Origin of the sequence: Mucilaginibacter sp. Mucisp86 (assembly GCF_047324315.1) — a bacterium.
Taxonomy (GTDB): Bacteria; Bacteroidota; Bacteroidia; order Sphingobacteriales; family Sphingobacteriaceae; genus Mucilaginibacter.
Genome location: NZ_CP168503.1, coordinates 6,507,127 through 6,527,768, shown reverse-complemented (window position 1 = coordinate 6,527,768; position 20,642 = coordinate 6,507,127). Strand labels below are relative to the sequence as shown.

Annotated in this window: 19 protein-coding genes and 1 riboswitch; of the genes, 9 read left to right on the top strand and 10 right to left on the bottom strand. The window is 41.6% G+C overall.

Going from position 1 to position 20,642, the window contains the following annotated elements; all coding sequences use genetic code 11:
* Positions 1-56: 56 nt before the first annotated feature.
* The 5 genes from ACEN9X_RS27135 to ACEN9X_RS27115 all read right to left on the bottom strand — a co-directional run bounded on the left by ACEN9X_RS27135 (position 57) and on the right by ACEN9X_RS27115 (position 4,315).
* Positions 57-869 (bottom strand): SDR family oxidoreductase, encoded by an 813-nt coding sequence (locus tag ACEN9X_RS27135; RefSeq protein WP_413668111.1) that lies wholly within the window; start codon positions 867-869, stop codon positions 57-59.
* 153 nt (positions 870-1,022) lie between these two features.
* Positions 1,023-1,766 (bottom strand): menaquinone biosynthetic enzyme MqnA/MqnD family protein, encoded by a 744-nt coding sequence (locus tag ACEN9X_RS27130; protein ID WP_413668110.1) that lies wholly within the window; start codon positions 1,764-1,766, stop codon positions 1,023-1,025.
* 10 nt (positions 1,767-1,776) lie between these two features.
* Entirely contained in the window at positions 1,777-2,463 is a 687-nt protein-coding gene (locus ACEN9X_RS27125) for a histidine phosphatase family protein (RefSeq protein WP_413668109.1), read from the bottom strand.
* A gap of 47 nt (positions 2,464-2,510) precedes the next feature.
* On the bottom strand, positions 2,511-3,704 hold the full coding sequence (gene mqnE, locus ACEN9X_RS27120) for an aminofutalosine synthase MqnE (RefSeq protein ID WP_413671164.1): 1,194 nt from the start codon (positions 3,702-3,704) through the stop codon (positions 2,511-2,513).
* Positions 3,705-3,796: 92 nt separating this feature from the next.
* Positions 3,797-4,315 (bottom strand): hypothetical protein, encoded by a 519-nt coding sequence (locus ACEN9X_RS27115; RefSeq protein ID WP_413668108.1) that lies wholly within the window; start codon positions 4,313-4,315, stop codon positions 3,797-3,799.
* A gap of 97 nt (positions 4,316-4,412) precedes the next feature.
* On the opposite strand from ACEN9X_RS27115, the gene ACEN9X_RS27110 reads away from it, so the two are divergent.
* A complete protein-coding gene (locus ACEN9X_RS27110; protein WP_413668107.1) occupies positions 4,413-5,528 on the top strand; it encodes a trans-sulfuration enzyme family protein in 1,116 nt (371 codons plus the stop codon).
* Here the strand turns inward: ACEN9X_RS27110 and ACEN9X_RS27105 are convergent.
* Positions 5,525-6,685, bottom strand: coding sequence for a hypothetical protein (locus tag ACEN9X_RS27105; protein ID WP_413668106.1), 1,161 nt, complete (start codon positions 6,683-6,685; stop codon positions 5,525-5,527). The two genes, ACEN9X_RS27110 and ACEN9X_RS27105, sit on opposite strands and share 4 nt — an antisense overlap.
* A 125-nt stretch (positions 6,686-6,810) precedes the next feature.
* A riboswitch (SAM riboswitch) is annotated at positions 6,811-6,921 on the top strand.
* 244 nt (positions 6,922-7,165) lie between these two features.
* Between ACEN9X_RS27105 and ACEN9X_RS27100 the strand changes: the two genes are divergently transcribed.
* The 3 genes from ACEN9X_RS27100 to ACEN9X_RS27090 all read left to right on the top strand — a co-directional run bounded on the left by ACEN9X_RS27100 (position 7,166) and on the right by ACEN9X_RS27090 (position 10,865).
* Positions 7,166-8,485 (top strand): O-acetylhomoserine aminocarboxypropyltransferase/cysteine synthase family protein, encoded by a 1,320-nt coding sequence (locus tag ACEN9X_RS27100; protein WP_413668105.1) that lies wholly within the window; start codon positions 7,166-7,168, stop codon positions 8,483-8,485.
* A gap of 89 nt (positions 8,486-8,574) precedes the next feature.
* Positions 8,575-9,630, top strand: a complete 1,056-nt coding sequence (locus ACEN9X_RS27095) for a homoserine O-acetyltransferase family protein (RefSeq protein ID WP_413668104.1) — start codon at positions 8,575-8,577, stop codon at positions 9,628-9,630.
* Entirely contained in the window at positions 9,630-10,865 is a 1,236-nt protein-coding gene (locus ACEN9X_RS27090) for a homoserine dehydrogenase (RefSeq protein ID WP_413668103.1), read from the top strand. Before ACEN9X_RS27095 ends, ACEN9X_RS27090 begins: the two co-directional genes overlap by 1 nt.
* Before the next feature lie 79 nt (positions 10,866-10,944).
* On the opposite strand, the gene clpB is transcribed toward ACEN9X_RS27090, so the two are convergent.
* Positions 10,945-13,563: an ATP-dependent chaperone ClpB gene (clpB, locus tag ACEN9X_RS27085; RefSeq protein WP_413668102.1), complete on the bottom strand. Its 2,619-nt coding sequence runs from the start codon at positions 13,561-13,563 to the stop codon at positions 10,945-10,947.
* 362 nt (positions 13,564-13,925) lie between these two features.
* Entirely contained in the window at positions 13,926-14,357 is a 432-nt protein-coding gene (locus tag ACEN9X_RS27080) for a hypothetical protein (protein ID WP_413668101.1), read from the bottom strand.
* A gap of 191 nt (positions 14,358-14,548) precedes the next feature.
* Here ACEN9X_RS27080 and ACEN9X_RS27075 point away from each other — a divergent pair, with 191 nt between their 5' ends.
* Positions 14,549-15,889, top strand: a complete 1,341-nt coding sequence (locus ACEN9X_RS27075; RefSeq protein ID WP_413668100.1) for a sensor histidine kinase — start codon at positions 14,549-14,551, stop codon at positions 15,887-15,889.
* Between the two features lie 14 nt (positions 15,890-15,903).
* Here ACEN9X_RS27075 and ACEN9X_RS27070 read toward each other — a convergent pair whose 3' ends face one another.
* Positions 15,904-17,325 (bottom strand): ATP-dependent DNA helicase, encoded by a 1,422-nt coding sequence (locus ACEN9X_RS27070; protein WP_413668099.1) that lies wholly within the window; start codon positions 17,323-17,325, stop codon positions 15,904-15,906.
* Between the two features lie 56 nt (positions 17,326-17,381).
* Here ACEN9X_RS27070 and ACEN9X_RS27065 point away from each other — a divergent pair, with 56 nt between their 5' ends.
* The 3 genes from ACEN9X_RS27065 (at position 17,382) to rsmD (ending at position 19,248) form a co-directional block, all read left to right on the top strand.
* Entirely contained in the window at positions 17,382-17,855 is a 474-nt protein-coding gene (locus ACEN9X_RS27065) for a hypothetical protein (RefSeq protein WP_413668098.1), read from the top strand.
* A gap of 68 nt (positions 17,856-17,923) precedes the next feature.
* Positions 17,924-18,724, top strand: a complete 801-nt coding sequence (locus tag ACEN9X_RS27060; RefSeq protein WP_413668097.1) for a DUF3822 family protein — start codon at positions 17,924-17,926, stop codon at positions 18,722-18,724.
* Positions 18,712-19,248, top strand: coding sequence for a 16S rRNA (guanine(966)-N(2))-methyltransferase RsmD (rsmD, locus tag ACEN9X_RS27055; protein WP_413668096.1), 537 nt, complete (start codon positions 18,712-18,714; stop codon positions 19,246-19,248). Before ACEN9X_RS27060 ends, rsmD begins: the two co-directional genes overlap by 13 nt.
* Here rsmD and ACEN9X_RS27050 read toward each other — a convergent pair.
* Positions 19,245-19,997 (bottom strand): DeoR/GlpR family DNA-binding transcription regulator, encoded by a 753-nt coding sequence (locus tag ACEN9X_RS27050; RefSeq protein WP_413668095.1) that lies wholly within the window; start codon positions 19,995-19,997, stop codon positions 19,245-19,247. The genes rsmD and ACEN9X_RS27050 overlap by 4 nt on opposite strands.
* 57 nt (positions 19,998-20,054) lie before the next feature.
* Here ACEN9X_RS27050 and nudK point away from each other — a divergent pair, with 57 nt between their 5' ends.
* On the top strand, positions 20,055-20,630 hold the full coding sequence (gene nudK, locus ACEN9X_RS27045) for a GDP-mannose pyrophosphatase NudK (RefSeq protein ID WP_413668094.1): 576 nt from the start codon (positions 20,055-20,057) through the stop codon (positions 20,628-20,630).
* Positions 20,631-20,642: the final 12 nt, after the last annotated feature.

Here is a 20,642-nt window from a genome sequence, read left to right as displayed (position 1 = left end):
CAATTAATGGCGTTTTTATAATGCTAAACCGATTTATGTTGTCATAAAAATGTCATTTAGCCATTATCTGCAAAGCCCGGGTATAAAGTCATGCCCCCATCTGCAAAAATTGTTACCCCTGTAATGTAATCCGACTCATCAGAAGCCAGCCAAACGGCCAGTTTTCCGATATCCGCCGGTTGTCCTATCCGGTTATAAGGAATGAGTGTCAGCAATTTATCCAGGGCTTCTGGCGTATCCCAGGCGTCCTTATTAATAGGTGTTTGTATAGCGCCCGGCCCTATACCGTTTACCCTGATCTTATGCGGGGCGAGCTCCTGCGCTATGCTTTTCATGAACATCATGATACCGCCTTTGCTGGCAGCATAGTTTACATGGCCTGCCCATGGGATAACTTCATGTACGCTGCTCATGCAAATGATTTTACCGGCCGCCTTGCTTTTGTCTTCAACAACACCTCTTTTAATAAATTCTTTAGCAGCTTCCCGGGCGCACAAAAACTGACCGGTAAGGTTAATACTGATCACTTTGTTCCAGTCGTCAATTGTCATATCAACAAATTTGGAATCTTTCTGCAACCCGGCGTTATTCACCAGAATATCCACGGTACCGTATTGCTTAAATATTTCGGCAAACATGGCCTTTACTTCATCTTCGTGGCTCACATCGGCCTGAAATGCAAATGCTTCGCCACCGGAAGATTTGATCTGGCTAACTACATCATCGGCCGCGGCCTTGTTATGCGCGTAGTTGATCAGCAATTTTGCGCCTGCTTCGGCCATGGCTAATGCAACGCCTTTGCCAATGCCACTATCGGCACCGGTTATTAAAGCTGCTTGTCCTTTTAATAGTTGGGGGGTATTGCTCATAGATAAACATTTTTGTGTTTAAGATAAGCAATTGAATTGAGAGCGTAATTGTTTTTTCTGAACCGGGATTTGGGTAGATTTACTGGATTACAGGATTAAGATTTCTGCTTTATAAATCCGGGGATCCTTTAATCCCATAAATCATGGTTCAGATTACAAGGCCTTTATATAATCATGAAACATATATAAGGCTTTCTTCTTATCCACAGTAAGCTCGTAATCTATTTTAACCATCAAATAATCAACAAGGTCAAAGTCTTCACGCATTGGTAGTTCCTTGAACAGGTCTTCCCGGTGGTCGAGGCCGTATTTTAATGACGCATTAAACTCATCCATAAATTCTTGCGGAATAGGTTTATTGGCTATCCAGGCGGCAAAGGTGAACGGCAGACCTGTCATTTTTTGCCATTCTTCGGCCAGGTCATAAACATATTTATATTGATGTTTTTTTCCAAAGGTACGGTCGCCTATTTGCACAAAGGCAGTGTGTGCATCTGTTGATTGAGCATAATCCGGTGCATTGGTAACCTGCTCCGGATTTACCTGCCAATGGTTTTTAAGCAAAACGCGGGCAAGGTTATTTGATGAGCGCGACTGCGGATCAAGCTGAATAGTGGTTACATCCTTAATATCGCAATTGCTAAAAATAAAGACAGAATTAACTGCGCCGACCGCGCCAATGCAATAATCAGAAACAATTTCCCATTGTGGCAGGCTCAAAGCTGCTGCAACAGGGATAAGGCCGATATCAACCACATCGTCAATGAGCTTTTGGGCACAATCTGACGGGATGTCGAGGCTCAGGTCTATTTTATTTATGATGTCGGTATGTTGAATGCCGTATAAAAAGGGTTTGGTGTTAGTGTAGCTTACTGCTGATATTCTGATCTTGTTCACAAATGCGCTATTACTTTTCTTCGGAATGTTTTAGATGTTCGGCATTATTAAAGTCGGTAATCTCAAATATTTCACCGTTGTAGGTTACTTTATATAATACCAGGTTTTGGTGCGGGAAGGTATCCATTTCGGATAATGGCTTGCCGGTGAGGATACAAAGCAACAAGCGTAAAGCACGGCCATGCATACATATAAGTACAGTTTTTTCTTCGGGATGGCTCATAATCACCTTCATGGCCTCGCGCTGACGTACTTCAACCTCAAGCGGACTTTCTCCTCCTTCAAATTTGCTGTCGAGTTTTCCGTCCAGCCAATCACGCATGATCTGCAGGAAGGCTGCCTTATTATCCGTAGTTGGTGCCTGGCCTTCATGAATGCCCCAGGCCAGCTCATCCAAACCCGAAAGTTTTTCATAAGGAATGCCGAGGTCAATAAAAGGCTGAATACTTTGTTGCGTACGCTTTAATGCCGATATGTAAATTTTATCGAACGGAACGGTTTTGTAAGCCTCAAAAAACTGGCAGGCCTGTTTGCGCCCTTCGGCATTTAAATCGGTATCAACCCCACGGCCCTGTATAATACCAAGTTTATTATACTCGGTTTGGCCGTGGCGTACTATGTATAAGTTTTTTTGTACCATTTTTTTGAGCTGAAAGCTAAAGCCGAAGGCCGAAAGCTTTCTTGCTTTTTGAATCATTTTATTTTTGCTTTAAGCTTTCAGCCTTCGGCTTTTAGCTTAAAAACTTAATTAATTACCGGTAACTTATAATACTGGGGCTTAGGTTCGTCACCAAACACAAAGTTGGTATAATCCGTGACCACATTATATAGAGTATCGCGTTCGATGGGTTGCCGGCCTACATGTTTAATTAACTCAACCACTTGTTTGGTGCTCATGCCCGGATGCTGCTCTTCGGCACCGGCCATTGAGTAGATCTTGGTGGTATCATCAAGCGTGCCATCAATGTCGTCAACGCCAAAGTTAAGCGAAAGCTGTGCGGTATTACGGCTAATCATAGCCCAGTAAGCTTTGATATGATCAAAGTTATCCAGGTAGATACGGGCCACGGCGTAATTTCGTAAATCTTCAATCACGGAAACCTCGGGCACATGCGACATCTGGTTATCTTTATTGCGGAACTTAAGCGGAATGAATGTTTGGAAACCGCCTGTTTTATCCTGCAACCGGCGCAGGCGCTCCATGTGATCAACACGGTGCTTATATTCCTCAATATGGCCGTAAAGCATGGTAGCATTTGAACGACCGCCAAGCTTATGCCACTCTTCATGAATAGCCAGCCACTGATCGGCAGTACATTTATCTTTCGAGATCTGATCCCTGATTTCCGGATCAAAAATTTCAGCACCACCACCAGGGATAGAATCCAGACCTGCTTCCTGCATGAGGCGCATGCCTGTGGCGTAGTCAATTTTGGCTTTTTTAAAGATGTAGTGATATTCAACCGGGGTAAGGGCTTTAATATGCAATTCCGGGCGGTGGGCACGGATGCGGGCAAAAAGTTCCTGGTAAAAAGGCACATCATATTGCGGTAATACACCACCAACAATGTGAACCTCTGTAACCGGTTCGCCATCATATTTGGTAACCATGTTGAACATCTCATCCATGGTATACTCCCACCCTTCTGATTTTTGTTTCAGCAGGCGTGAGTACGAACAAAATTTGCAGTCGTAAACGCAAAGATTGGTAGGCTCAATATGAAAATTACGGTTGAAATAAGTTTTATCGCCGTGGCGCTCCTCGCGGATGTAGTTGGCTAAAGTGCCAAGATATCCAAGCTCGCCCTGCTCATAAAGCAAAACGCCTTCATCAAAAGTGATGCGTTGTTTATTTAGTACCTTTTGGGCAATGTGCTTTAAGTCAGCAGATAAATTCGGATCCTGGAGCAATACCTGTAAATTATCTGAATTTTGCATCATTATAAATTTGGCCAAATGTACAAAAAAGCATAAAAGTAATATGCGTTATGACATATATTGGCCAAATTATCCGGTAAATTACATTAAGGTTACAGAGCCTTGATCTCACTGATGGAGATCCCTATTGAGCAATCGTCCTGGCAACCATTGGGTACATAACTGGCGCCTGATATCAAACCATTATTGTTGGTTTCAAAGTAAATGGTGTTCTTTTTCCTATCGACGGCAAGCCATTCGGTTTTGGCTTTTTGATAAACATGGTCAAGCGTAAGTAATGCGGCACCCGAATTATGTTGCCCCAATGATGTTTTATCTTCATGCCACTGTTCCCTTATTTTTTTAGTGGGAGCGCTGTTGGGATTTTGCTCTAAAGTATATGATAGAAAATCTCGCCCTACCACCACGCCGTTTTGCACAGTAATTTTTGTTTCGGATCCATAGCCAAAAACCGAACCGGCGTTAACAGTATAAGTATATGAGTTTTTGCTTTCAATCTTAAAGCTTTGCCATGCCTTATAACTTTTATCATAAGCGGTTTCATTGGCATCTTTTTTACAGGCAATTAAGCTGCCAATCATAAGCAGGACAAGAATGCAGGCTCTTTTCATTTGGATAGGTTTTACAGCCTATTCGGATAAAAAGAAAAAAACGCTACAGTTAATAACAAATATTCTTTTTTACTTTGAGCGATAAGCACAAATGCCAATGAAAACTGAAACTATAGCCATACATGCCGGCAATCATATTGATGAAGCAACAAGGGCCGTTATACAACCCATTATTATGTCAACCACGTTTGAGCGTGGTGAAGATGGTGGCTTTCCGGCGGGGTATATTTACAGTCGCTCATCAAACCCTAACCGCCATGCGTTGGAGCATGTGCTGGCTAAGCTGGAAGGCGGTGATGAAGCGGCTTCTTTTTCATCGGGCAACGCTGCAGGTATGTCGGTATTTCAATCGCTTGAACCAGGTACACATATTATTGCTCCTGATGATATGTATCATGGCTTGCGTAACCAGCTTAAAACCCTGTTCAACGGCATCCTTACCTTTGATTTTATTGATGTAAACGACAAAGAAGTTTTACAACAGCATATTAAGCCCGAAACAGGTTTGATCTGGATAGAAACACCTTCAAACCCTTTGCTTAAAATAACCGATATTAAAAAGGTAGTGGCAATTGCCAAAGCAAAAGGCATTAAAGTTTTATGCGATAATACTTTTGCCACTCCTATTTGCCAACGGCCGCTTGAGTTAGGGGCAGATATGGTGATGCACTCGGCCACCAAATATTTCGGCGGGCATAGCGACCTGATGGGCGGTGTTTTGATCACTTCTGAAAAGAATGATTGGTGGACAAAAATCCGCCAGGTGCAGGAAATGGGCGGCGCTATCCCCTCGCCTATGGATTGTTATTATTTGGTACGTAGTATAAAAACCTTGCCATACCGCGTAAAAGGCCACGTACAAAATGCACAACTATTGGCAGAATACCTTGAACAGCATCCTAATGTTGAACAGGTAATGTATCCAGGTTTGCCATCGCACCCGCAGCATGATATCGCTAAAGATCAGATGCTGGCGTTTGGCGGCATGTTATCCTTTATTGTTAAAGGCGATGAGAACGATACGCATAATATCATCAACAAGCTTAAACTGTTTATCAAAGCAACCAGCCTTGGAGGTGTTGAAAGCTTAATAGAACACCGTGCCACGGTTGAAGGTCCGGATACTAAAACGCCTCGTAACCTGTTGAGGGTTTCGGTTGGACTGGAGCATATTGATGATTTAATTGCCGATATGGAACAGGCTTTGGCTTAGTGCTTGTTTTTTTCTTGTTCCTTTTCCTTGTCTTTATTAAATGAATTAACCGGTATATCGGCAGTAATTATTACACCATAATCTTTATTCGTGACCCCATATTGTTTCATAAGCTGACGCTTGTTTATAATTATGAGCCCCTTGAATATTTTATCATTTATCCCAGCTAAATTACCTTCGTAATTATTGGTCAGTACCTTTTTATTAAGAATGTATTGGATCTTGGGGGCGTTTGCTGGTGTGGAAATTAGCTTGGTGTAATCAGCAGATTTCGATTTAAAATAGTTTTGAAACCGGTGAATATCAAATTTTTTAGTTTCTATATAAATTAGTCCATATTTCGCTTCGCGGCCATATTTTATTATTGCGTTTGCACCCCTGTAAACAGAAACCGTGGCTACATCATTACTGTTTAACTTGTTTAGGCCTTCTCCGGTTACGCGCACACTGTCAATAAAATATACAGGTTCGTTGTTTTCAGTCTCACCTGTAACATACTGTTGAGTATCTTCCTTTACTGCCCCGTGACAAGACAATATTAAATCAGCTGCTTCCACAGGCTTATCCATATAATACGCTTCATCTATCGGGAATACTGATTTTTTGGCCGAATCTATCTTAACATAAAAAGAAATAGTGTCGTTAGAGAAATTCCAATAATCAGAACAGCCTCTCGTGTACCATTGCTCCTTAAATGCAGGATATAGTTTAAACAAGTCCTTAAGTAATAACTTACTAAGATCAATTTCCTTTCCGTCAGGTAGTTTTCCAGCAAATGCTTTAGTCAGCCTGATTTTGCTGATAAGGTCATTTTTTTGATCTTGCTGGAATATCATTCCAGGATATTTTGACGTTGAATATCCGCTACCTGCGATATATCTCGGATCATTTCCGACACAAACGGCGTTCAAATCCATTTCTTCAAGCACCGTGTCTTTCAAGTCCGAATCTGACTTTTTTAAATCAGCAATTGTAGTTTGACACAAACAGATATTATTTACAATTACTTTTTTCGAAAGAGTAGAATTATCTATTTGCGCAAAACCCTCTGTATAAAAAATAGATAAAAACAGAACGATTATAAATGATTTTCGAAGCATAGTTTCCTGCATAAGGGATAGGCATAAAAAATATCTGCTAAGGTATAAAGTTTTCATTTGTATTAATAAATGCAGCTTTCGAAAATAAAATTTGGTGCATTATCCCATAATCCCTTATATTCGCAACATTATTTGGTAGCAATACCAAGGTCGATCAATACTCCGCACGTAGTTCGGGTTTTGATTTATAAAGAAGCGGCGAGAGATCAGGCTCAATGACCCGCTGGCAACCCTTCAATGTTGAAGAAGGTGCCAATTCCTGTCCCGGCAAATAACACCGGGGAATATAAATTTATAACCATGAAAAGTTTAATTAAATTTACGCAACGCAACACTTTTTACACCGCAAACGGTAACGTACAATATATTGGCTCCCCTATTGGCTGTATTTGTATGTGTTGCTGCTGTTGATGCTTAACACGCTCTTTTTCATCTCTCTGAAAAACGCGTGTGTGGTTAACCGGTTATCTTAACCGGCATACTAAATCCATCTTAAAATTAAAAATCTAAATTAAACACATTTAAAAATTTACAACTATGTCTGCCTTAAAATTCGAAACCTTACAATTACATGCCGGTCAGGAAGTTGATCCAACAACAGGTTCACGCGCAGTGCCCATTTACCAAACCACTTCTTACGTATTTAACAGTGCCGAGCATGGCGCAAACTTATTTGCATTAAAGGAGTTTGGTAACATCTATACCCGCATCATGAACCCTACAACCGATGTGTTTGAGAAACGCATCGCGGCTTTAGAGGGCGGTGTGGCTGCGCTGGCTACAGGATCGGGCCAGGCCTCGCAATTCCTTGCCCTGAATAATATATTGCAGGTGGGTGATAACTTTGTTACCTCCCCTTTCCTGTACGGCGGTACTTATAACCAGTTTAAAGTAGCATTTAAACGTTTGGGTATTGATGTGCGTTTTGCTAAAGACGATACAGCAGCTAATATCGAGGCGCTTATTGACGATAAAACAAAAGCTATTTTCCTGGAAACCATCGGCAACCCGGGTTTTACCATTGCTGATTTTGAAAAGGTTAGCGAAGTTGCCAAAAAACATGATCTGCCGCTGATTGTTGATAATACTTTTGGTGCGGGTGGTTACCTCTTCCGCCCTATTGAGCATGGTGCCAACGTGGTTGTTGAGTCAACCACTAAATGGATTGGCGGGCATGGTACAAGTATTGGCGGCGTTATTATTGATGCCGGCAATTACAATTGGGGCAATGGCAAATTCCCTCAATTTACCGAACCGTCTGAAGGTTATCATGGCCTGATCTTTAACGATGTTTTTGGCATCGGTGGGCCGTTTGGTAATATCCAGTTTATTATTCGTGCACGTGTTGAGGGCTTGAGGGATTTCGGCCCGTCACAAGCTCCATTTAATTCATGGTTGAATATACAGGGACTGGAAACACTTTCATTACGTGTACAGCGCCATGTTGACAATGCCCTGCAATTAGCTAAATGGTTGGAGCAGCACCCGCAGGTGGCAAGCGTAAATTATCCGGGACTGGAATCATCGCCATACCATGACCTGGCTAAAAAATATTTAAAGAACGGTTTTGGCGGTGTATTGTCGTTCGAGATCAAGGGTAATAAAGAGCAGGCCAGCCGGTTGATCAATAACCTTAAACTGGTAAGTCATTTGGCCAATGTTGGCGATGCAAAAACACTCATCATCCAACCATCGGCAACCACGCATCAGCAATTATCTGACGAAGAACAATTAGCTGCCGGTGTTACACCTGCTTCATTACGTGTGGCTGTTGGTATTGAACATATTGATGATATTAAAGCCGATTTTGAACAGGCTTTTGCAAAAATTAAGCAAAGCGAGGGTGAGTTAGTTTAACAATGTATAGTTTTTTTAAGTGATATAGTAAACGTTATTGCAGGTTGCAGCCGGAAATACCGGTTGCACCTGAAATAACAAATAACAGAATGAACGCAGAGATATTTAAATACACTGATACTTTTGAATTTGAATCGGGCCGCACAATTGAAGGTTTAGAGATAGGCTTTCATACTTATGGCCGGTTAAATAAAGAAAAAAATAACGTTGTTTGGGTTTGCCATGCGCTTACTGCTAATAGCGACGTGTTTGACTGGTGGAAAGGGCTTATTGGTGAGGGTTATTTTTTTAACCCGGAAGAGCACTTTATAGTTTGCGCCAATATTTTGGGTTCTCCTTATGGTACTACAAGTCCGCTGAGCATTAACCCGGTTACCGGCCAGCCTTATTATCTTTCCTATCCCCAGTTTACTACACGGGATATGGTTAAAGCGCACCAGTTGCTTGCCCAGCATTTGAACATCAATAATATCAGTGTATTGATTGGTGGTTCATTGGGTGGTCAGCAGGCTATGGAATGGGCTATTATTGAGCCGGAGCGGATTAAAAACCTTATCCTGATAGCAACCAATGCCAAGCACTCGCCTTGGGGCATAGCTTTTAACGAGTCGCAACGTTTAGCCATTAGTGCCGACCGTACTTTTTATGGCAATACACCGGAAGGCGGCCAAAAAGGCTTAAAAGCAGCCCGCAGTATCGCGCTGCTAAGTTATCGTACTTATAAAACCTACGGCATTACCCAACAGGAAGAAAGTGATGACGTTAAGGACGGATTCCGCTCATCATCATACCAAAATTATCAGGGCGAGAAATTGGTAAACCGTTATAATGCCTATAGCTATTGGTATTTAACAAAAGTGATGGACTCGCACAATGTAGGCCGCGGCCGTAACGGGGTTGATAAAGCATTAAGCCTGATTAAGGCAAAAACATTGGTTATCGGGATCTCATCTGATGTGTTATTCCCTATTGAAGAGCAGCAATATCTGTTCAGACATATCCCTAAAGCAGCCTTTGCCGAACTGGATTCGTTTTATGGGCACGACGGATTTTTAATTGAAACAGAAGCATTAACAAACATATTTACATCGTTTTTTAAAACGGATGTAAAAGGAAAAATTATAGAACTGCAACGTACAGCGTAATGAGTAAAAAGTTAAATATCGGCCTCTTCGGATTTGGAGTTGTAGGCCAGGGTTTATATGACATCATCAAAACAAAGCATTTAAATATCGAGATAGTAAAGTTTGCTATTAAGGATCCAAATAAAAAACGTTCTTTACCGGCGCATTTATTTACTACCGACAAAGAAGAATTGCTTAACAACCCCGAGATCAATACCATTGTTGAACTCATCAATGATACTGAAGCTGCTTTTGAGATTGTTTCAAGAGCGTTAAAATCTGGCAAGAACGTAGTATCTGCCAGCAAAAAAATGATCGCACTGCATTTGGAAGAACTGATCGAGATCCAGCATCAATATGGTACATCGCTATTATATGAAGGTGCGGTTTGTGGCAGTATTCCTATTATTCGTAACCTGGAAGAATACTATGACAACGAGTTACTGCATTCCATAAGTGGTATTTTCAATGGCTCCTCAAATTATATCCTTTCGAAAGGTTTTATTGAAGGGCTTGATTACGATAGTGCATTGAAGCAAGCCCAGGACCTGGGTTTTGCCGAAACCGACCCAACCAGCGATGTTGGCGGTTTTGATGCTAAGTATAAGCTGGTTATAGCGGCGGCCCACGCTTACGGCGTTGTTGTACAGCCCGATGAGGTATTTAACCTGGGTATTCAGAACCTTGCAGCTGCCGATTTACAGTATGCCCGCGAAAAGAACCTCAAAATTAAACTGGTACCTGTAGCCAAAGAACTTGATGACCGTAATGTTGCCCTGTTTGTATTGCCTAAATTTGTGAACGACAAAGAGTTTTTATATAACGTTGAGTACGAATACAATGGCGTAACCGTACAAGCCGCCTTTGCCGATCAGCAATTCTTTTTCGGAAAAGGCGCCGGTGGCCACCCTACCGGTTCGGCAGTATTATCGGATATAGCAGCTTTGCGTTATAACTATCAGTACGAATACAAAAAGGCTAAAGAGAAAACCGATCTTAATTTTACCAATAATATTGAGTTAACCATTTACCTGCGCTACGACGATGAAGAACTGGTTGAGGCGTTAAATTTTGAGCACATCAACGAACGCTACTATTCTGGTAACTACAAATTTGTTATAGGAAAAATCAATTTACAAAATCTGATCGCCAATCAACTACGTATATCGGAAAGTAAGGCCTTCGTGGCCTTTGCCGATCAGCTTACGGGGGTCAGCTTAGCATCGGCAGCTAAACAAACAGCCGAAGTTTTTTAGTAGATTCTTCAGCTGTTTTTAACATAAAAAGGCTTCTCAAATTTGAGAAGCCTTTTTACATTTAATTTATTTCTATGGCTTATTTAGCCGGTTCCGCAGCTTCTTTGGCTGAGTTCAGGAACACGAACTGGTTATCGAACATATCGATTTTGATAACGCTGTCTTTATCCACCGTACCGGCCAGGATCTGTTTACTCAACTCATTAAGGATCTTTTTCTGGATCACACGTTTTAACGGACGTGCGCCAAATTGCGGATCGTATCCTAATTGTGCCAGCCAATCCAAAGCTTCGTCGGATGCCTCGATAGTTACACCCATTTCTGCAAGGGTTTGCTGAACCTGTTTAAATTGCAGCTTAACAATATCATGGATCTCGTCGCGGTTAAGCGGGGTAAACATGATGATCTCATCAATCCTGTTCAAAAACTCCGGACGGATAGTTACCCTTAACAGGTTAAACAGCTCGTTCTTTGTTTTTGCAACCAGCTCATCGCGGTTTTCGTCTTCCAGGTTCTGGAAGTTTTCCTGGATAATGTTGGAGCCGATATTGGAGGTCATGATGATGATAGTGTTTTTAAAATTCACCACACGGCCTTTGTTATCAGTTAAACGGCCATCATCCAACACCTGCAACAAGATGTTAAATACATCGGGATGGGCCTTTTCAATTTCATCCAGTAAAACCACACTGTAAGGCTTGCGGCGAACGGCCTCCGTTAACTGCCCGCCTTCATCATACCCTACATAGCCCGGAGGCGCTCCTATCAGCCTTGACACAGCATGCCGTTCCTGGTACTCGCTCATATCTATCCGCACAAGCGCAGCTTCATCGTTAAACAGGTATTCGGCTAAAGCTTTTGCCAGTTCGGTTTTACCCACACCGGTTGTACCTAAAAATATGAAGGAGCCTATTGGCCTGCGTTTATCCTGCAAGCCTGCACGGCTGCGGCGGATGGCATCACTTATAGCTTCGATAGCTTCTTCCTGTCCGGCTACACGTTTGTGCAGCTCATCTTCGAGGTTAAGCAGTTTTTCGCGCTCACTCTGGATCATTTTGCTCACCGGGATGCCTGTCCAGCGGCTTACTACACCTGCAATATCATCGGCGGTAACTTCCTCTTTCAGCATGCGGCTGTCGCTTTGATTTTCAAGCAGGGCAGCTTTCAGCTTTTCAACTTCGGCCTGGGCTTCTACTATAGTTCCATAGCGTAATTCAGCTACCTTGCCATAGTCACCTGCTCTCTCTGCTTGTTCAGCTTCCAGTTTGTAATTTTCTATCAGCTCAACCTTGGTGTTAATGCCATCAACAAGGTCTTTTTCACCTTTCCATTTGGCACGTAACGAATCACGTTGTTGTGAAAGGTTGGCAATTTCTTCACTCAGTTCGGCAACCTTGCGATCATCTTTTTCACGTTTGATGGCTTCGCGCTCAATCTCCAGCTGCATGATGCGGCGTTCGAGCTCGTCAACCACTTCAGGTACCGAATCCATTTCCAAACGAAGCTTTGAAGCGGCTTCATCCATCAGGTCGATAGCTTTATCCGGTAAAAATCTGTCGGAAATGTAGCGTTGTGACATTTCGACAGAAGCGATGATCGCTTCGTCTTTGATCCTCACTTTATGGTGGGTTTCATAACGTTCTTTCAGTCCGCGTAAAATAGATATGGCATCGGCAGTATCAGGTTCTTCAACCATTACTTTTTGGAAACGGCGTTCTAAAGCTTTATCTTTTTCCAGGTATTTCTGGTACTCGTTAAGCGTAGTGGCTCCAATGGAGCGAAGCTCGCCACGTGCTAAAGCTGGTTTAAGGATATTGGCTGCATCCATAGCACCTTCTCCCCCGCCTGCACCTACCAGCGTATGGATCTCGTCAATAAACAGGATGATCTCCCCGTCACTTTGGGTAACTTCCTTTATAACGGCTTTCAATCGCTCTTCAAACTCACCCTTGTATTTGGCACCAGCAATCAGGGCTCCCATATCCAACGAGTATACCACCTTGGTTTTCAAGCTTTCGGGCACATCGCCCTTAATAATCCTGAATGCAATGCCTTCGGCAATGGCTGTTTTACCAACACCGGGCTCACCAACCAATATCGGGTTGTTTTTGGTACGGCGCGACAGGATCTGGATAACACGGCGAATTTCATCGTCGCGACCGATAACCGGATCCAGCTTGCCCGAACCTGCGTATTCGTTCAAATTACGGGCATATTTATTAAGGGCATTGTAAGTAGCTTCGGCGTTTTGATCAGTTACTTTGCTATCACCGCGTAATTCAATGATAGCTTTTTTCAGGTCTTTTTCATTAACACCTGAGTCCTTAAGCATAGTGCTCACCGCACCGCCGGCTGCCAGAATACCTAACAGCACATGCTCAACCGATACAAATTCATCTTTAAATTCTTTTAAATATCCCGAAGCTTTTTGCAAAGCCGAATTTGCCTCAGACGAAAGATATACATTGCTTCCGCTTACTTTAGGGAACGATGCAATCTGTGCATCTAAAGTATCATTTAACCTTTTCAGGTTAACGTTTAGTTTCTTTAATAAGTAGCTAATTACGTTTTCATCAACCAGTAACAAGCCTTTAAGCAGATGTGCGGTCTCAATTGCCTGCTGTTGGTTACCAACAGCAATTTCAGAAGCCTTCTGCACGGCTTCCTGAGCTTTTATGGTAAAGTTGTTAAAATTCATAGTACTCAGTGTTAATCAAATTATCGGCCATAGTATTCATAGTGAAAAATTGTCATTTAAAATCAAATTATAATGACACTTTGCCATGATTATTAGCAATTTAGACGTTAATATTAACAATAGTACGAAGCAATTTGTCGTTTAACATGTTAAAACAATAATAAAAGTATGCCTCAAGTGGAGATATTTAAGGACGCTAAGCTCAGATGAGCTTAACAAACACCTCATTAACAGACAGGCGTGCGCTTGCCTGTTAGTGAAATATTGTGTAACGGATAAAGATAATTGCGAGGGTGCAATTCTTATTGTCTGTAAAATGGGGACTTATAATGTGACGAGGGTTTAGTCAGCCAGGCGCGGGTTTAATTATCCAATTTATCAACTTTAACTAAATTGCAGGTCCAGGCAAGTCCTTTTCCGCCATTTCTTCCGTCAACCACGCCACTTGTCTTCATCGTTTTTCTATTGCTGCTTAACGTGTAATAATTGGCATACTGTCTTCCTTTGAGATCATATGTGGCGTTGGGCCTCGCATCTGTAATCGTCAATACATAAATACTGTCGGATAGGACTTTAAAAGTACCGCTGTGTGTAACAATCTGTACATTATTTTCTTTTGCAATGTTATAAAAGCTGCCATCCGACCTGAATACGACTTGAGATCCTGGATTGGTTGTATCCTTCCAAATGCCTACAAACGGTTTAATTTCTTTCTGATTAGCCCTTTCTACAGTTCTGCAGGAAAAAGTTGTTAATACAGTAATAACAATTGTGATAAATTTAATAGATTTCATTAACATGTGATTTTGGTTTTATGATGTGTAAATTATATTTTTCCTTTCTTTAAAAACAATCAAGGTTCATCAAAATAGGCTTATATGTTATCTGACCTAATATTTGTAAAAAGGGTTAATTGTGCTTTGTCACATTTCCGTTACGTTGTTTTTAAATATTTTCATAATTTTGTTTAATCCATAAAATATAATTGAACACCCATTTCTTTTTTAATAGTCTTCCAATCAAATACCGGTCGCAATACCGTGATCATTATACTTACCAAAATCTGGTGGCTATCAGGGGTGCCAGTATGATATTTTTGCTACTTAATTTAATTATCCGCATCCTTTACCTTGTATTCCCGGTTAGTTTAACCAAAGCACAAAATTTCCCTGAATTTAATTTCAGTAACTGGGTTTTCATTATCGTAACCCCGGTTTTCCTGATAGCCAGCAATCTTTTTATAGTTGGATTTAAAGGACGTAAAAAAGCAACAACAGGCATGTCTCTGCTTGTGTTTTTGTTTGCCCTGTATATTATTGTTTGTGGTATGTATTCGAGTTTTATTGCCACGTCCGATCCAAGCAATGCACTCACTTTGTATCTTGTTGCACTGAGCCTCATTAGTGTAATATTTGTATTTGAATACTATGAAACTGTATTGCTGCTTGTAGCAGTTGAAGTATTTTTTACTTCGCTGTTATTTTACAGCCAAACACCCGCTACAGATATGCTGTATAACCAGCTGATATCGGCCATTTTGCTCTCAGGATTTTATTTTACTTCCAGATACTTTTTTACTTATAAAGCCAACTATTATTTGCAGGTGATCGAGATTCGCGAAAAAAACTCGGAAATTGAAAAAGCAAGCGAATTTAAAAACCAGGTATTAGGCATGGTAGCCCATGATCTCCGAAATCCAATAGCAGCAGTAGAGTCGATTGCCATGATGATGGAACTTGATGAGGTTGATGAAGATACGCAGGATAATATCAATATGATGAAAGCTTCATGCGTAAAAGCACGAAGTATCATTGATGATTTGCTGGAGGCAGCCCAAAATGAAAACATAGCGGTTTTTGAAACCCGCAATACCGACCTTAACCAATGGCTTAACGGCATTGTAAACGAATGGAAATTGCAGCAAGGCAACAAGGTTGATGTGCTGTTCATCAATACGGCAGGTGCTGTTAATGCACTCATCAACCATGAAAAATTCCACCGGGTTATCGATAACCTGATCAGTAATGCCGTTAAATTTTCAAAAGACAGGGACCGGGTGGATATTCGATTATCTCAACAAAATAATGTGGTAACCATCGAAGTTCAGGATTATGGCGTGGGCATCCCGGCTGCTATGCTGCCTGAGATCTTCAATCAATTTTCAAAAGCAGGGCGAACAGGTTTGCGCGGTGAAAAATCAACAGGGCTTGGCTTAAGTATAGTGCGCCAGATTATTGAAAAGCATAAAGGGAGCATCAGCGTTACCAGTACCGAGGGTTTGGGATCAACATTTACGATCACGCTTCCGGCGGTTAATCCGCTTTAACTTTAAAAAGCGGATTAATCTTCATTTGACTTATAAAACCTGTTATCAAAGTTAACCAAAAACAGTTCGGTAGTGGCCCGGGTTAGGGCTGTGTAAAACCATCGCAAAAAATCCATATTGATCATCTCATCAGTTACATACCCCTGATCAACAAAAACGGCATCCCACTGGCCACCCTGGGCTTTGTGACAGGTGATGGCGTAAGCAAATTTTATTTGTAAAGCGTTGTAGTATGGATTAAGCTTTAGCTCGTTATGCATGACTCTTTTACTGGGCAAATGCTCATAGTCCTTCATCACTTCCTGGTAAAACCGTTTCTGATCTTCCTGGTTTAATGCAGGCGAATCGGCATAAAGCGTATCAAGCAGCACCTTGCAATCGAGCGTTGGATCTTCGGCATAATCTATAAACTCCAATTGCACATCGGCAAAACGAAAGCCATACATCTCTTCAGTGCGGCGCACTTTTACTATGCGGGCTATATCGCCGTTGGCAATAAACGCCGTACTATTCTCATCCTTATCCTGCAGCCAGAAATAATTGTTCTTCACTATCATGATCTGGTCGCCACCAGTGAGTTCTTCCTCCCGGTACAGGATGCGGTTACGGATTTGCCCGTTGTACAAATTGGCATTTTTGTTTGAGCGGCAAATGATAAGCGTGCGGTCATAGCCATATTTGCGATAAGCATACTCTAAGCCTTCCGGCAATCGTTCGCCGGTCATTCTGTAAACGTCCTTAAACCCTTTGGTTACAATTTTAGGTATCTCAATGAGCTCTTCGCGTATCAGATCACGAATATTGGTGGCGTTATATAAAATACCCGAGTTCTTCTGCTGTCGCAAAACCTCGGTAAGCTCATAACTGAATATTGACAGGCCAAATTTATCACCCATAAGCTGCCCATCGAGCGCGGGGCTATCATCAGCTCCAACCGGAGGCAGCTGTGCAGTGTCGCCTACCAGTATCAGCTTACAGTTTTTATCGTTATAAACGTATCTGAGTAAGTCAAATAATAACGATACGTGGTTATTGCCCATTGCTTCATCCGAGATCATGGAAGCTTCATCCACAATAAAAAGCGTATCACTGGCCAGGTTATCGGCAAGGGCAAAGCCATCATCAATAGTCAGCGCTGATTTTTTACGGTAGATGCGTTTGTGAATAGTAAAAGCCTTACGCCCGGAATAATTGGTAATTACCTTGGCTGCGCGACCTGTAGGGGCTAAAAGCACAGCTTTATAATTGTAGTGCCTCAACGCTTTTACCAGCGCACCCACTATGGTTGTTTTCCCGGTACCCGCATAGCCCTTCAGGATAAAGCATTCATCGCCCTCTGCGCTTTTTAAAAAAGCATGCAGTTTGCTAAAAAGCTCGGTTTGCTGGCCTGTTGGCTCATGCGGAAATGCCTGGCGGATATGATCGGGATTTGACACCCTGCAAAAATGATGATAAGTATTTAATTCAGTAAGATTAGTTTTACATTTGGGCCATGGAATTTGACGAAAACAAAGAGGAAGAAAAATACAACGAAGACGATTATGTAGATATTTACTCCAAAAGGGCAATATTTTGGTTCTCGTTTTTTAACCTGATATTTGGCGGGGTGCTGCTAGTTATCAATTTATACAACGCCGGTTATAGAAAAGCGGTTCCGGCGGTACTGGCCTTTGTTTTATTTTTTTCCTATCTCTCCTACTTTGTTATCATGCATTCGGGCGTTAACCTGCAACAGGTTGTTGATGCCATGAATGTAACTGCAAAAGGCGGCCAGCCAACACCGGCACAGGTTACAGCAATGCTTTCAGTAGCAGGACTTAACATAGGTTTTGGACTGATTGGCGCGTTAATTCTTAGCCAGTTTTTTTTCAAAAGATATTTTCCGGATAATGATTACTATCCTAAACCGGTGGGCTTACCAATTTTGATATTTATCTTCCTGATGATATTAACCCGCATTTTATAACGGCATATCAATTTGGATTGCGGTAATTACTGTATCTGCTAAAAAATATTACTTTTGTTAAAACCGGTATGAACGAACACAATTACACTTACCATGATGATAACTTTAGTTTAGATAGAACTGAAGATTACACTTTATTAATACAGGTTGAAGACAAATCGTTTTCGTATGCCATAAGCAATAATGGAACTTTAATTGCCTGGGCCGAAAACTATCCCTTTGATGAACTCAGTGATCCGCAGGAATTGCTCGATCTCTTATCTCCTAAGTACAGGCAAATAGTTATTGGTTTACCGGCACATAGCTTTACACTTGTGCCTGCCGAAATATTTAGCGCCGACCGCCTTCCCAACCTTGCCCGCTTTCTTGATGTAAAGGCAGACAGTAAAGTTTTAGCACAGGTGTTAGACCAGGAAAATGTTATTGTATACAAAACCAGCGAGGCTGTTGTAAATGCAGCTGAGGAATTTGGCATTCGTAATACCGTTTTTACATCAAAAGGATGGTTAACTGCCATTGCTCAAAATAACCCCGGCAGCAGTGACCTTTACCTCAATATTGAAAAAGATAAGGTAGAAATAAGCTACTTCGCAGGCGATAAACTCCGTTTTTATAATTCATTTGAGTTTAAGGAGGTTGATGAGCTTGTTTACTTTACCGTATTGGTTACTAAGGAGCTTGCCCTGGAACCCATAAACACGAATCTATACCTGAGTGGAGACCTTGAAGCCGATGATAAGATTTTAAACCGCCTGGCTGAATTTTTCGGCAAAGTTGAAATCAATAATTTACGGGTATTACAACTACCCACAGAAGTTGTTGCACACAGGGTGTTATCAATATCAGCTCTTTCATTATGCGCATCATAGGAGGCAGCTTAAAAGGCTTAAGGCTTAATCCTCCTAAAAACCTTCCCGTTCGCCCCACAACAGATCTGGCAAAGGAGGCTTTATTTAATATCCTGCTTAATCAAATTGAGTTTGAGGGGATTAAAGTGCTCGACTTGTTCAGCGGTACGGGTAACATTTCTCTTGAGTTTGCCTCACGTGGGGCATCAGAGGTTATATCAGTGGATAGAAGTATCCACTGCGTAAATTATCTTAAAGATACTTCGCGCCAGCATAAGCTTACACAAATAAAAACCTACCGCGAAGATGTGTTCAAATATCTGAATGTTGAAACCGAACAATACGATCTGATATTTGCCGATCCCCCATATGATCTGAACAGAATTCCCGATTTGCCAAAAGTTGTTTTCGAGAAGAATTTGCTTAAACCCGACGGTTTATTAATAGTCGAGCATCAATCCCTTCAAAATCTAAGCAATCATCCAGCTTTCGTGGAACAAAGAAAATACGGGCATTCATCTTTTTCATTTTTCAGACCGGTTTAGACATCCGCCTTTAAAACAGCAATCCCGCTTTCCTCAAAGATTTTGACCTTGCTGTTATCAGCATCGGTAATGATTGCATTGATGATGTTTAAACCAGCGAAATTAAGGTAGGTTTCTTTTCCTATCTTGTCCGCGTCGCAAAGGATATAGGTGTAAGTGCTGTTTGCCGCGAAAGCAGTTGTTATAGATGCTTCATGCTCGCTATTGGCAAATAAACCTGCTTGTGAAATGCCATCAATACCTAAAAAAGCCTTGGTTGCCCGGTATTTTTGGATGTGCTCAATAGCCGTAGTGCCATGTACGGCTTGTCGCTCCCTGTCCAGCTCCCCTCCTATAATATTCACACTTACAGCGCAGTCCTGAAGTTCATATATTACAGGCAGTGAATTTGTTATAACCTTTATCTTTTTGTTTTTAATGAACTGGCAAAGCCTGAAAACGGTGCTTCCGCAATCCATAAAAATAATGTCCCCGTCGTTGATCTGTGCTGCTGCCCTGCGACAAATAGCATCTTTAACAGCTGCATTTTGGGCACTTTTATTCGCGAAGCTGTGCGGCTTTTCGTGAGGGTTAACTTTTGTTGCGCCTCCATGTGTGCGGTAAAGAATCCCATCGGCTGCTAACTGGTTCAGATCGCGCCTGATGGTTATTTCCGAAATATTCAAATCGGCAGCCATTTGCTTTATATCAATTTCTCCGCAAAGGTTAAGCTGCTCAATTATTTTTTGTTTTCTCTTAGGAAAGTTCATTTTATTTGTTTTAATTCGATCAAAAATAGTCATTATTAATCATAAATGATCAATCAAATGAAACAAGTCAACATTCTTAATACTGAAATATTATCAGATAACTGGTATACCCTTAAAAAAGTAACTTACGAGTTTACCGAAAAAAACGGAGAAACATCTGTACAGCACCGGGAAGCGTATGACCGAGGCAATGGTGCAACCATCCTGCTTTACAATAAAGCACAGGCATCGGTGATATTAACCAAACAATTCAGGCTACCGACCTACATTAACGGCAACACCGACGGAATGCTGATTGAATGCTGTGCCGGATTGCTTGATAAGGATAATCCGGAAGACTGCATCCGCAAGGAAACCGAAGAAGAAACAGGTTATAAAATAACGCATGTTAAGAAAGTCTTTGAAGCGTATATGTCGCCGGGATCGGTTACCGAAATCCTTTACTTCTTTGTAGCCGAATATACCAAAGAAATGAAAGTTAGCGATGGCGGCGGCCTCGCTCACGAAAATGAAAATATTGAAGTTTTGGAATTATCTTTTAGCCAGGCTTTGAAAATGGTACACACAGGGGAAATAAAAGATGCCAAAACAATTATGCTTTTACAATACGCGCAATTAGCCGCCCTGGTTTAGGGTTGATTTTGT

Bases quoted from the DNA above. Each gene is read 5' to 3' on its own strand.
- ACEN9X_RS27065 (WP_413668098.1), top strand. From the start codon at position 17,382: ATGGAATTTGACGAAAACAAAGAGGAAGAAAAATACAACGAAGACGAT.
- ACEN9X_RS27135 (WP_413668111.1), bottom strand. From the start codon at position 869: ATGAGCAATACCCCCCAACTATTAAAAGGACAAGCAGCTTTAATAACC.
- ACEN9X_RS27110 (WP_413668107.1), top strand. From the start codon at position 4,413: ATGAAAACTGAAACTATAGCCATACATGCCGGCAATCATATTGATGAA.
- ACEN9X_RS27050 (WP_413668095.1), bottom strand. From the start codon at position 19,997: ATGAACTTTCCTAAGAGAAAACAAAAAATAATTGAGCAGCTTAACCTT.
- nudK (WP_413668094.1), top strand. From the start codon at position 20,055: ATGAAACAAGTCAACATTCTTAATACTGAAATATTATCAGATAACTGG.
- ACEN9X_RS27060 (WP_413668097.1), top strand. From the start codon at position 17,924: ATGAACGAACACAATTACACTTACCATGATGATAACTTTAGTTTAGAT.
- ACEN9X_RS27080 (WP_413668101.1), bottom strand. From the start codon at position 14,357: ATGAAATCTATTAAATTTATCACAATTGTTATTACTGTATTAACAACT.
- ACEN9X_RS27095 (WP_413668104.1), top strand. From the start codon at position 8,575: ATGAACGCAGAGATATTTAAATACACTGATACTTTTGAATTTGAATCG.
- mqnE (WP_413671164.1), bottom strand. From the start codon at position 3,704: ATGCAAAATTCAGATAATTTACAGGTATTGCTCCAGGATCCGAATTTA.
- ACEN9X_RS27125 (WP_413668109.1), bottom strand. From the start codon at position 2,463: ATGATTCAAAAAGCAAGAAAGCTTTCGGCCTTCGGCTTTAGCTTTCAG.
- rsmD (WP_413668096.1), top strand. From the start codon at position 18,712: ATGCGCATCATAGGAGGCAGCTTAAAAGGCTTAAGGCTTAATCCTCCT.
- clpB (WP_413668102.1), bottom strand. From the start codon at position 13,563: ATGAATTTTAACAACTTTACCATAAAAGCTCAGGAAGCCGTGCAGAAG.
- ACEN9X_RS27090 (WP_413668103.1), top strand. From the start codon at position 9,630: ATGAGTAAAAAGTTAAATATCGGCCTCTTCGGATTTGGAGTTGTAGGC.
- ACEN9X_RS27105 (WP_413668106.1), bottom strand. From the start codon at position 6,685: ATGAAAACTTTATACCTTAGCAGATATTTTTTATGCCTATCCCTTATG.
- ACEN9X_RS27100 (WP_413668105.1), top strand. From the start codon at position 7,166: ATGTCTGCCTTAAAATTCGAAACCTTACAATTACATGCCGGTCAGGAA.
- ACEN9X_RS27115 (WP_413668108.1), bottom strand. From the start codon at position 4,315: ATGAAAAGAGCCTGCATTCTTGTCCTGCTTATGATTGGCAGCTTAATT.